This is a genomic window from Blautia sp. CGZ-1-C1 (assembly GCF_056504575.1).
Genome location: NZ_JBWLUT010000048.1, coordinates 1 through 11085, shown reverse-complemented (window position 1 = coordinate 11085; position 11085 = coordinate 1). Strand labels below are relative to the sequence as shown.

Below are 11085 nucleotides of genomic sequence, written 5' to 3'. Positions count from 1 at the left end.
CTAGTATAGATAATTCATCACTAATATACGAATATTCAATATTAGGAATTTTTACATTAGTTTCTAAATTTGTATTTAAAAAATTATATATTGCTTTTTCTTTTGCATAACCTTTTTTCTTATTAGTACTAAATTTTGTTTTAAAAATGTATTCATTATTAACTAAATATGCCACACTATCATAACCACTACCGATTATTTCAATACTATCTACTTTGAAATTATCAAAGTAATGCTCAATTAAATATTTCATTGCCTTAACATTTGTGGCATTATCATCATATCTATATTCCATTAAATAACAATCTTCTTTTTTGCCCTCGTGTAATTCATGTTCTGGCAAATCTTCAATAATTCTAAAACCAGATTTTTGGTATGCCCTTATTGCTCTTGGATTATTTTTATGAGGGTCTAAAATAACTGCATTAGCATTTCTTTCTTTTTTCAAAAATTCAAAAATCAATTTAATATATCTTGTACCAATTCCTTTACTCCAATAATTTGGCTCTCCTATAAATTGATCCATACCATAGACTATCTCATCAGTTTTTGGATAATGATAATCAGTATATAACTCATCATACATTTTATATATTTGTCCATATCCAATAGGAACATTGTTATATTCAATAATTACTCTAAAAACTTCATCTTCCCAAGGCTCTGTATAATGTTTTTTTAATGATTCTAATGTATATTTTTTATCTCTACCACCATAAAATTCTAATACTCTTTCATCAGTTAACCATTTTAACATCAAAGGAAAATCATCATCTATTAAAGTTCTTATACATATTTCATTTTCAACTATATTCATTTATTTATCACCTTTTTCATAATCATATACATATACTATTTCATCTTTATAATCATTTTTACCACCTAATTTTTCATATACATGGCAAGCTCTAGGATTACCTTTATCAGTTATTAAAAACATTTCAGAACAACCAATCTCTTTAGAATATTCCTTAATAAAAGATAATAATTTTGAACCATAACCTTTGTCTTGATAGTTAGGTAACATTCCTATTGAGTGTAAATAAAACATTGTTTTTCCATCAGGTCTTAAAAGTGTATAGCAATATGCAAATCCTATAATTTTATTATTTTCTTCAATGTAATAATTTCATCATCCGTTTCTACCAAAACTTCTCCGCCAAAGACAATATTAGTCGGGATGCAATTATCTTCATTCATTCTATTTGTCCACCACCTAAGCAATACTGAATACCCTCCCATGCTTTATCTAATTCACAACTGCGCGGACTTCCGATTAAGGCTTCTTCTATTTCTTCCAACATATATTCATATCGTTCTTCTTCTGGCACAGAGCGAAGTTTTTTTACATCTTCTTCGTTCAGTGCATAAAGCATACCTAATCTTGACATATTGTTATCCTCCCATATCAATTCTTGTTTGTTGATTTGTTCATAATCATATTCTACCATACAGATTTTAGAGAAAGAATCTATTTATTTTCCCTTAATTTTAGGAATAGTGAGGGGCTGTTGTCTATTAAATTCTTGTGTGTTACTTTACCGCACATGAGCATTAGCGCCGGGATTGTCATTTCCATATCCTTCCAGAAGGTTTACGACACCCCACACGCCAAGACCTGCGCCGATTGCGACTACAAGAGTTTTTAAAGTTGTAATTGCACTGCTAAAAAATGCCATATACAGTCACCAAAACTGACTTCTTTCAGGTGTTTACGGGAATGAAAAAACACCGACTAAAAAGCCGGCGCACCTAATGTCAGTTATTCCTTTCCTCATTATTTTTCGTTCATTCCCAAGGTTACTCCGACAGCTCTACCTGAATTACCTCCACCTCTTCTTCGGGTTTCGGTGTGTACTGCGGATTTGACTCTTTTTCTACTTTGTACCGGTTCTTCTCGTTTTCATCTGCAAGAAGCCGATAGTTTTTGTGTTTCGTGATATCATATTTATCCGAGAAAAATGGTCTGGCACCACGGATCTGCAGGATACATTTTCCTCCATCCATGACTGCAATCTCATCTTCCGTCATCAGCTGTTTGCCTGTTTTCTGGTAATTCAATCCAAAGGACTTCTGATTACTCCTCGTCTCCGAAGTGTTATACAGATCAATGGTTTCCTTCCCCAGAAGCTCACTCATTTCCTTTAAGGTAGTTTTCTCTTTGCCACCAAGAAAAAGTGTAGTATCACAGTTGCCCAGAATGGTATCTGCACTATCCTTATACATTGCCTTTAGCTGACTCTGGGACTGCAAAATAATAGAAGCAGAGATTTCCCTGCTTCGGATAGTTGCGATCAGCTTATCGAACTGAGGAATCTGACCAATGTTTGCGAACTCATCAGCGATGACACGCACATGCACCGGAAGTCTTCCACCATATTCATCATCTGCCTTATCGCAAAGCAGATTGAAAAGCTGTGACTGTAACATGGCAATCACAAAGTTAAAGGTTGTATCTGTGTCGGACATAATCAAGAACAAGGCTGTTTTCCTATCCCCGATCTTATCCAGTTCCATTTCATCGTAAGACATGATCTCACGAAGTTCTGCGATATCAAATGGGGCAAGTCTGGCTCCACAGGATATCAAAATCGACTTCGCCGTTTTACCAGCCGCCATTTTATATTTTTTATACTGTCTGACCGCAAAGTGCTGCGGATCTCTTTCTTCCAGCTCCTGGAACATCATATCCACAGGATTCTGGTAAGTTTCATCCTCTTCACGGGTTTCGCTTTCGTTCAAAAGATCCAGAAGGGTATTCAGATTCTTTTCCTCTTCATCCCCTTCATACCAGATAAAAGCAATCAGTGCTGTGTACAGCAATTTCTCTGCTTTCACCCAAAAATCTTCGGAAGCTTTTTCCCCTTCGCCTTTGGTATTCACAATGATTGTTGTCACCAGCTTCAAGATATCTTTTTCAGACCGTATATAAGCAAATGGATTGTAATGAAGCGATTTTGAAAAGTTAATGGTATTCAAAACCTTAATCACATATGGCTCATGAACCACTTTTCCAGATTTATCTTTCATAATATTTCCATTCTTATCTCTCTTAGGCGATCCCTTTGCTAACATCTTCCCGCACTCCTCAATGAGAGTGCCCTTTGGATCTGTAATGACCATGGAACAATTCATCTGCATGACCGACGGTTTCACGAAAAATCGTGTCTTACCGGAACCACTACCGCCAATAACTACAATATTTTTATTTCTTGCATATTTCGGTTGTTTTGGTCGACTTTCCATAGTCAATGCTTCTGTTGCTGTCAACGGAATATTCATCCAGGGATCATCTGACATATAAGGCTTGATATCCTCTGCAGTTCCCCATCTGGCTGAACCATACTCGATTCCCTTCCGAAGTTTCTTTGCATCTGACTGTTTCTGCCAAACCAATAGTTTCAAAATAACTGCGACAGTAACTCCAACCAATAGATCTCTCAGGTCAAAGCTCAACAGAATCCCTGTAAAGATCCGATCTGCATGTTCCATCGCATATAACAGTTTGTTCCCTATATCTTCTCCAGGACTGCTCCTGTATAAGCAGGATGCCCGGTCCGCATAAAAAGCGGTCAGAACATAGGGAAGATTTGTAAGAACCAGTTTCTTTTTATCCAGGGCGGACAGCCTGACCCCAGCTTTATTCTTCCACTTCTGCATCAGATTATTGCCGTTTTGTTTCTTCATCGGCTCTGTTCCTGATGTCGGTTCTTTACTTTGTCCTTCGTCTTCTTTGGCATCATTGCCCGGTAAGCTGCAAGACGCTTATGAATGGAAGGTTTATTCGCTTTTTGAATCTGTTTCTGGGAAAACTCACGGAAAGCAGCATTGAGGGCATCCTGATCACGTCCCTTGAAAAATACCAGATAAACCGGCGGCTCTTTGCTCTTGTCTTTTTTCAGAGCATAATTGATCCCATATTTTCTGGCATACCGTTCAAAGGACTTGATATTTTTGTCCGTGATCTCGATATTGACCATCCCGGCATTCTGTTTTGCCAGCTCTTTTACCGTGACCTTTCCCTGTTTCGGCTGATTTTTCTGTGCTTTCTTCTCTACTGATTTCTGCTTCTGATGACGCAGATACGCAACAAGAACCTTTTTCAACAGGTCTGCCGTAATCTTAGTAGCCCGAATACAGAACGTGACCGTTTTCTGAGTTACCTCTTCCTGCATGACTTTTCCCTCCTTTCAGCGATTCAACTGCTGTCCAAATCTGTAATCATGGCAATCACCCCCTTTAATGAAAAAAGACAGATTAACCGGTAATCAGGTTCTGCACCTGTACGAGTTTTTCTGTCCCTTCTTCTTTTCTCTTATCTTCTCCACCACAATAGATGGGAACACACATTTCAAGTATTCTACTGTAAATACGCTGATGGGCAGTATCCAAATCTGTGGACTTCATTTCATTCAGTCCCAGATTCGTTGTTATGATCAGCGGAAGCATTTTACAATAGCGGCTGTCTATCACATTATAGACCTGCTCCAAAGCAAACTCGGAATTTCGTTCTATTCCCAAGTCATCAATAATCAGCAACGGATAATCCACAAGATTTTGTATAATCTGGTTCTTATCTGCCTGATAGCTGGTCATTTCATTTAAGATCCTAGAAAAATTTGTCATCATGACACGTTCTCCCTGTTCCAAAAGTGCATTTGCAATACAGCCTGCAAAGAAACTTTTCCCGGTTCCAACCGGTCCCATCAAAAGCAATCCTACATTTTTTCTCTTCATATCTGTCCAGTTTTCTACATACTGCCTGGCAATTAGTATCTTCTGGTTGCTTCCGTTGTCATTTTCAAATTTCCATTCCCAGAATCTTCTTTCCCGAAGTCCGACGGATTTTCTCTGATAAAGCTGCCGCTGTGCTTCTTCCCTCTGCATCTTCTCATCCAGTTCCTGCCTGGCTTTTACCTCGCATTCGCACAAACAGGACACTACATGCTCAAAACCCATCAGACTGACTTTCATCTGTTTTCTTTTTCCACAGATGCCACAATGAAGACATCCCTCTTCGTCCAGATAATCTGCTATTACTTTGTTTGCCATCACAGGCTTTCTCCTTCCTGAAATTCATATTTATCCATTCCTATCCTGGTTCCATCCCTTTCTGCCCAAAGACAGATTGTTGCAAAATGGTTCTGATATTCTTTTCCACTGGATTTCATATAAACAGAAAGATGATCAATTCGTTTCTGGTAATCCCATGGAAAAAGCATCATCAACTCCCGCAGTTCAGCTTCCGACAGAACAACATTTTTAAATCTCCCATACAGACTGAATTTTTCTTCCAAAGCGTGAGTATTGCCCTTACTCTTATCAGTATGATTCTTTTCAGTCTTATTTATCTTAGTATTACTTCCATCCAGATTCTTGCAGTCCGGACTTCTATTTTTTTGCGTTCCGGACTTCCAGTTTCTTGCAATCCGGATTTCCAATTCTTTGCAGTCTGGATTTCCAGTTTCTGGCGTTCCAGAAGCAACGTATCTTACTGGCTTTCCTCTGATCCGTTTCACAAAATTTTTCACATATATGACAGAAGGACGATTATTCCCCTGCCGATACCGTTCGATCAATCCAATCCCATGCACACTGTCAAGCTCATAAAGAAGCTTTGTTACTGTTGTATGCGACATTCGCAACAGCTCCTGCAATTCTGCAATCGTGTAAATGATATAGACATAACCATCACTGTCAATCCAGCCATTTTTCTTGGACAGGCTGATTCGATCAAGCAGAATTCCATAAAGGAGCTTTGCGTCTGTGGACAGGCTTGCAAACTCTTTTTCTGTGAACAGAGCTTTTGGTATCCGAAAAAAAGAAAACTGGTCAGATTCTTCTGCTCTGAAATATTCAAAATCTGCCATAATATTTTCCTACTCTTCTACATCAAAATCACAATTTGCTGCACTGCCTGTACCATGACACATCTCATCAAATACAAAATTGAATGATTGAATCATTTCGTCCAAATAATAATTTCTGGCCTTCTTGTTACAAGCATACATATCACCAATAAAGCCTTCATCATTCCCTATCGCATGAACAAGGGTTTCCAGTACCTTCATAAACTTCTTTTTTGAACAGCTTTCATACTGTCTGTTCACATATTTCTGGATATCTAACACACGAGCAGGATTATTTTCATTTTCCTCCAGAATTCCAAATGCAAGATCCATACCAAACTCATATCCATCAGCCTGAATTTGATCAATATCCATCTCTCCAAGCTCATCCTGGTATCCTCGCTTTTCCATTGCAGTTAAAGACGTTTCATATTGATCAATATATCCCATATCCGCAATAGTTTCAAAAATATCTCTGGATGCTTTCACCATCTTATCCATAATAATTTCTCTTTCAGCCAGCGGCATATTTGCCATGATAGTATCTAATGTCATCATTGATTCTTCCTCCATCTCATTTTCATAAATACCATTGATATAAAAGTGGTTCGCCTTTCCATTGTTTGGAATGATACGCACCAGTTTACCAACCTGAACCAGTTCCTGTACTGCCTGATCTACTCCATATCGAGTCGTATTCAGGTCTTTCTTTATTTCACTTTTGGGATAGATAACAAACAGATTCCCGTTATGATCTACCCAGCCATTTTGCACCGCAAATTTCAAACGATCCAGAAATAAGCTGTATAGAATCTTTGCTGTATTTGACAGATTTTTGTATTTTTCCATCTGAAACAGCACCTTTGGCACCTGCAGACAATCTACCGGCATATACTCCATCTTACTCATTGATTGTTTCCTCCTTCTGTTTGTACAGCACTTCGGCTGAATTAATATTGATTTCCAGCATCCCTACAAACACCTGATAGTACAGCAGGCATATCTGTTCATCCTCTCTTGCCAGATACAATCCTTCCAGTTCATTGGACGGATGTTTCATTCCGTATACTGCCTGACAGATATCATGGATTTTCTCACATTCCACACTTCTAAGATGCATCTCCAAGGTGTGATTAAATCTCTGCCAGTCCTCCAGTTTCTGATTTACTGCCATCATGCACTGGAACAGTTCCGCTGCTTCACATGCTGCTGACAGCACTACATTTTTGTTGTTGATACTTCCATCGGCATTTTTCATATGCCCTACCATATACGCCTGATCTACTGAAACCATCTTTTATCCTCCTCTATCTAAACGGCATTTCTTCTTCCATACCCTCTGGGATCTCTAAGAACCCTTCCGCATCTTCTGGAAACGGTGGTCTGTCAACCATTTTTGCACCTGCGAATTCAATCCGGTTTGCATACACTTCGGTGGTATAGATCTTTTTCCCGGTATCCTTATCTTCATAATTACCTGTGACAATCTCGCCTTCCACCATGACCTTCGTTCCCTGCATCAGATAATCTCTGGCAAATTCTGCTTTCTTTGCAAAAGCCTTTACCGGAATGAAACTGACTTCATCGGAATAATTTCTTCTGACTGCCAGAACGAACTTGGCAATCTTATGAAGTCCTTTTTCATTCTCCACTTCGTTGTATCCGGGATTTCTTACTAATCGCCCGGAAATAACTGTTGTATTCATTGGCTTACCCCTCCTATGCTTTCATTGATTTGTAACAGATACCGATACATGGTCCACATTTTCCATAGGCACATCCGTAACATTCATCTTTTTCCAACTCTTCTTGCTTCATTTCATCGGCAAACATTCCTAACAGTGTTGTGTAAATCTTTTTCATTGCCAGGAATTTTTCTTCTGCTTTTTCCATCTTCTCTTTGTAAAATGGGATCAGTTCACGAAGAACTGGATGGAAACGTTCATTTTCATCATCCCAGGCACAGGTTTTCATCATACAGCGTGGCTGTTTCTCATAATTGCCCAGATAATATGGGCAGAACGTACAGCCTCTTTCTTTAACAATTGCCACCGGAATCACTGGCATCTGACTTTTGATTTCCTTTGTTACATGCTTACTTTCAATTCGCTCTCTCATCTTAAAAATCCTCCAAGAATATATATATTTGCAAAAGGGAATTCCCCTGAATTGCCTGTTTTTAAGCACAAAAAAAGAGGCAGACTTACGATTTTTATTTTCGCAAGCCTGCCTCTTATCAATCTAATATTCTATTTTCCAATGACATACCGTATAAACACGTATATCGCTCTGATCACATACACTGGAATCATGATGCTTCCAATCAATGCTCCAATAATGACACTTAATGCAGCCATCCCAAGTGTTGCTGTGGTATCCATTCCTCTCGGAATTAGAATCAACCGCATTTTATGTATTCCAAATGGAAGTCCGGCAATAAATACCCACCAGAACCAATCCGTCTGCCCACTGACCTTCATAATTGTTTTTGTCATCCAAAACCAGAATACCATAAATGCCAGTGGCAGAATTGATTTTTTAATTACATCTCCAATCGTCATTTCTTTCGTCCTCTTATCTAATCTGTTTATCTTCTGTACTTTAGAAAGATATGCCTGATATCTTTGCATCTGTCTATCATTATATCTTATTTGCTTTTCATATTCCACTTTATCATCCCCTTTGCTCTGTTTGTGCTTTCCACGAATCTAATAACTGGAAAATTATTTTTTCGATTTGCTCTTTCTTGTAATCTGGTGGAAAATATTTTTGCAGTTGCTTTTCTGAAAAACTGATTTTCTGATAATTCACTTTTGCTTCTCCTCTAAGAATTTTCTCTATATCTTCTCCAGTCAATTCTTTTTGCTGGCTAAGGTCTTTCAGTTTTTTTGCCTGAGATCCATTTGGCATTTTCTTTGTTGTTCCTATAAACGCCAGTAACAATGACTGCTCATTACTTTTCAAATAAGATAAATCAACTGCAACAGTAAATGGCAATTCATTTTTATCTACAAACTCCAGCAAGTAATTCGACAAGTAGGTCAAGCGTATATATCGTTTGATCGTACTCATTGTCTCTCCGACTTCTGTGCCAACCATCTCAGCTGCCCATCTTTTTTTCAACTTTGGTTCAACTTGGACCAAAGTTAAATCAGTCCGTCTACCCTGACGTTTCAATGCTTCATACTTCATGCGGTATGCAAATGCCTTCTCACTATATAGCAGATTTTCTCTTTGAATGTTGGAATCGACCATAACCACAGTTGCTTCATCATCAGACATATCTCTGATAATGACCGGCATTGTTTTCAGTCCTAATTCCCTGCAAGCATATTTTCTTCTGTGTCCCACAACTAATTCATAATCCTTTTCCCCTGAATTTGAAGGTCTTGCAATTCCTGGCACAAGAACTCCATATTCTGAAATACTTTCAATCATTTCCTCCATTTTATCATCCCTAAACACTTTAAACGGATGATTCTTGAATGTATCCAACTCGTCCAGCGGAATTTCTCGCACACACTCCTGCTCCTCTGACAATCCGAATAATGCATCTACCCCTTTGAATTTTATCTTTGAAGCACTACTTTCTTTCACTGCCATCACCAATCACCTCCTCTACCAATTTTTTATAAGCTTCGGCAACACGACCTTTCGGATCGTGTTTATAAATACTTACTCCCTCAGCACTCGTCTCTGCTGCCCTTATCGAAAACGGGATTGCAGTCTTGAAAATATTGATATATTCGCCATAATTATCATGAAGCAACTCTATAATCTCTTTTGAAAAATTCGTTCTTCGATCTACCATGGTAAGTAAGATTCCGTCAATCTGAAGCTTTCGATTTATCTGCTTTCTAACTTTATATATGGTCTGCATCAACTGTTCCAATCCTTTAACAGGAAGATAATGTGCCATAACCGGAATGATAACCGAATCAGCTGCTGCAAGAGCATTTACAGTAAGCATTCCTAGCGATGGCATATTATCAATCAGGATATAATCATATTCTGGCGAAATTGTCTTGATAAACTGTTTTAACACATATTCTCTGCTCATAACATTTACCAGACTAACTTCTACCCCAGACAGTTCAATATTTGCCGGAAGAATGTCTATTCCCTCTTCATGGTGAAGAATTCCATATCCTTCTGGTAATTCAAGACCATTCATTTCACAATGAAGAATTGTCGCTACTGTTATTTCTAATTCATCTGGATTCTGATATCCAAGACTTTCTGTTAAACTTCCCTGTGGATCAAAATCTATTGCCAGAACTTTATATCCTTTTTTTACCAATCCGATTCCTAAATTCACACAGGAAGTTGACTTTGCGACACCACCTTTTTGATTGACTATTGCTATAACTTTTGCCATCTCTATTTCCTCCCGATTCGTAATGTATGTTTTGAAACTGCTTTTTCTGCCTTTTTCTGATTTTCAGCCTGCAATGTTAAATCATGCGTCTTTATCAGCAATGCCTCAAATCTTTCTTTTTCTTCCTGCTGTTCGTGTGCTGTCAAATCCGTTTCCAAATTCGTTTTTTGTGAAACGCTCAACTTATTTCTAATATTATATGTGTCATATCTTCTTCTAATGCAATTCGCTTCTACACCGGACAGTGTAACCAACTCTGACCAGGAAGACACTTTACATCTTCTTGCAATCGTTCCCCATGATGGTGTTTCTGGATTTCTACAAGCATCATATATTTTTGACGTTGCCGGTTGTATCCGTTCAAATTCGTTTTTAAATATTTCCAAAAAATCATATTGATCATCCACACACCTTGTTCCATGACGTCCAATCCTTACGTATTCCATCTCACCATAATAATCATTTAGAAATTCTCTGGCTGTTTTTCCAAAAAGCTTTTCAAAGACCATATGGCTTGGTAGCTCTTTATGGCTGTCACACTCTTTTATTCTCGGTGGTATACCATTATGAGATTCTGTCCATTCATCTAATGCTTCATATACACTGGCTGCATCCCATCTATCCAATGGCGTGGAAGAATATTTTTTTAGTGCCTGTATCACTTCCACAACTTCCTCCGTCTGTGGCAGACATTGCAGTAATTCGATTGCCTTGGGTATGGCTTTTCTTCTTGTCATAATTCTTGCCATAAAAAAACCTCCTTTGAATGGTCATCATCTCATTCAAGAAGGTTCCTATCAGAAACAATTCCGAATTATTTTCAATATCTTATCTATACTGTTATTTCAACATAAGATA

Annotated in this window: 16 protein-coding genes; all 16 read right to left on the bottom strand. The window is 38.1% G+C overall.

Annotated elements, in window-relative coordinates; all coding sequences use genetic code 11:
* Window positions 1–817: aminoglycoside N-acetyltransferase AAC(6')-Ie (aac(6')-Ie, locus tag AC058W_RS03125; protein WP_110161797.1), on the bottom strand; the 817-nt coding region annotated here is incomplete at its 3' end.
* On the bottom strand, window positions 818–1120 hold the full coding sequence (locus AC058W_RS03120; RefSeq protein WP_442969759.1) for a GNAT family N-acetyltransferase: 303 nt from the start codon (window positions 1118–1120) through the stop codon (window positions 818–820).
* 76 nt (window positions 1121–1196) lie between these two features.
* Complete coding sequence (locus AC058W_RS03115) at window positions 1197–1391, bottom strand: DUF1877 family protein (RefSeq protein ID WP_479389694.1); 195 nt, start codon at window positions 1389–1391, stop codon at window positions 1197–1199.
* A 147-nt stretch (window positions 1392–1538) separates the two neighbouring features.
* Window positions 1539–1679: a Maff2 family mobile element protein gene (locus AC058W_RS03110; protein WP_029732077.1), complete on the bottom strand. Its 141-nt coding sequence runs from the start codon at window positions 1677–1679 to the stop codon at window positions 1539–1541.
* Between the two features lie 121 nt (window positions 1680–1800).
* Window positions 1801–3687, bottom strand: coding sequence for a VirD4-like conjugal transfer protein, CD1115 family (locus AC058W_RS03105; RefSeq protein ID WP_476389668.1), 1887 nt, complete (start codon window positions 3685–3687; stop codon window positions 1801–1803).
* Window positions 3684–4175, bottom strand: coding sequence for a PcfB family protein (locus AC058W_RS03100; protein WP_054752943.1), 492 nt, complete (start codon window positions 4173–4175; stop codon window positions 3684–3686). The genes AC058W_RS03105 and AC058W_RS03100 overlap by 4 nt, the downstream gene beginning before the upstream one ends.
* 82 nt (window positions 4176–4257) lie before the next feature.
* Window positions 4258–5052 carry an ATP-binding protein gene (locus AC058W_RS03095; protein ID WP_118046439.1) on the bottom strand — a complete coding sequence of 265 codons (795 nt, stop codon included), beginning with the start codon at window positions 5050–5052 and terminating at the stop codon, window positions 4258–4260.
* Window positions 5052–5870, bottom strand: a complete 819-nt coding sequence (locus AC058W_RS03090; RefSeq protein ID WP_008688052.1) for a replication initiator protein A — start codon at window positions 5868–5870, stop codon at window positions 5052–5054. The genes AC058W_RS03095 and AC058W_RS03090 overlap by 1 nt, the downstream gene beginning before the upstream one ends.
* A gap of 9 nt (window positions 5871–5879) precedes the next feature.
* A complete protein-coding gene (locus AC058W_RS03085; RefSeq protein WP_476389667.1) occupies window positions 5880–6758 on the bottom strand; it encodes a replication initiator protein A in 879 nt (292 codons plus the stop codon).
* Entirely contained in the window at window positions 6751–7143 is a 393-nt protein-coding gene (locus AC058W_RS03080) for a hypothetical protein (protein WP_008688048.1), read from the bottom strand. The genes AC058W_RS03085 and AC058W_RS03080 overlap by 8 nt, the downstream gene beginning before the upstream one ends.
* Window positions 7144–7156: 13 nt before the next feature.
* On the bottom strand, window positions 7157–7555 hold the full coding sequence (locus AC058W_RS03075; protein ID WP_005344165.1) for a single-stranded DNA-binding protein: 399 nt from the start codon (window positions 7553–7555) through the stop codon (window positions 7157–7159).
* 13 nt (window positions 7556–7568) lie between these two features.
* Window positions 7569–7967 carry a hypothetical protein gene (locus AC058W_RS03070; protein ID WP_008688044.1) on the bottom strand — a complete coding sequence of 133 codons (399 nt, stop codon included), beginning with the start codon at window positions 7965–7967 and terminating at the stop codon, window positions 7569–7571.
* Window positions 7968–8098: 131 nt separating this feature from the next.
* The gene (locus AC058W_RS03065) at window positions 8099–8410 is read right to left on the bottom strand and encodes a DUF6050 family protein (RefSeq protein WP_008688043.1); all 312 of its coding nucleotides are present in this window, start codon (window positions 8408–8410) and stop codon (window positions 8099–8101) included.
* A gap of 112 nt (window positions 8411–8522) precedes the next feature.
* Entirely contained in the window at window positions 8523–9452 is a 930-nt protein-coding gene (locus tag AC058W_RS03060) for a ParB/RepB/Spo0J family partition protein (protein WP_117577932.1), read from the bottom strand.
* Window positions 9433–10227: a ParA family protein gene (locus tag AC058W_RS03055; protein WP_117577930.1), complete on the bottom strand. Its 795-nt coding sequence runs from the start codon at window positions 10225–10227 to the stop codon at window positions 9433–9435. Before AC058W_RS03055 ends, AC058W_RS03060 begins: the two co-directional genes overlap by 20 nt.
* Before the next feature lie 2 nt (window positions 10228–10229).
* Window positions 10230–10976: a hypothetical protein gene (locus tag AC058W_RS03050; protein ID WP_008688040.1), complete on the bottom strand. Its 747-nt coding sequence runs from the start codon at window positions 10974–10976 to the stop codon at window positions 10230–10232.
* Window positions 10977–11085: the final 109 nt, after the last annotated feature.

Bases quoted from the DNA above. Each gene is read 5' to 3' on its own strand.
- AC058W_RS03080 (WP_008688048.1), bottom strand. From the start codon at position 7,143: ATGGTTTCAGTAGATCAGGCGTATATGGTAGGGCATATGAAAAATGCC.
- AC058W_RS03050 (WP_008688040.1), bottom strand. From the start codon at position 10,976: ATGGCAAGAATTATGACAAGAAGAAAAGCCATACCCAAGGCAATCGAA.
- AC058W_RS03085 (WP_476389667.1), bottom strand. From the start codon at position 6,758: ATGAGTAAGATGGAGTATATGCCGGTAGATTGTCTGCAGGTGCCAAAG.
- AC058W_RS03065 (WP_008688043.1), bottom strand. From the start codon at position 8,410: ATGACGATTGGAGATGTAATTAAAAAATCAATTCTGCCACTGGCATTT.
- AC058W_RS03110 (WP_029732077.1), bottom strand. From the start codon at position 1,679: ATGGCATTTTTTAGCAGTGCAATTACAACTTTAAAAACTCTTGTAGTC.
- AC058W_RS03075 (WP_005344165.1), bottom strand. From the start codon at position 7,555: ATGAATACAACAGTTATTTCCGGGCGATTAGTAAGAAATCCCGGATAC.
- AC058W_RS03115 (WP_479389694.1), bottom strand. From the start codon at position 1,391: ATGTCAAGATTAGGTATGCTTTATGCACTGAACGAAGAAGATGTAAAA.
- AC058W_RS03100 (WP_054752943.1), bottom strand. From the start codon at position 4,175: ATGCAGGAAGAGGTAACTCAGAAAACGGTCACGTTCTGTATTCGGGCT.
- AC058W_RS03090 (WP_008688052.1), bottom strand. From the start codon at position 5,870: ATGGCAGATTTTGAATATTTCAGAGCAGAAGAATCTGACCAGTTTTCT.
- AC058W_RS03060 (WP_117577932.1), bottom strand. From the start codon at position 9,452: ATGGCAGTGAAAGAAAGTAGTGCTTCAAAGATAAAATTCAAAGGGGTA.
- AC058W_RS03095 (WP_118046439.1), bottom strand. From the start codon at position 5,052: ATGGCAAACAAAGTAATAGCAGATTATCTGGACGAAGAGGGATGTCTT.
- AC058W_RS03070 (WP_008688044.1), bottom strand. From the start codon at position 7,967: ATGAGAGAGCGAATTGAAAGTAAGCATGTAACAAAGGAAATCAAAAGT.
- AC058W_RS03105 (WP_476389668.1), bottom strand. From the start codon at position 3,687: ATGAAGAAACAAAACGGCAATAATCTGATGCAGAAGTGGAAGAATAAA.
- AC058W_RS03055 (WP_117577930.1), bottom strand. From the start codon at position 10,227: ATGGCAAAAGTTATAGCAATAGTCAATCAAAAAGGTGGTGTCGCAAAG.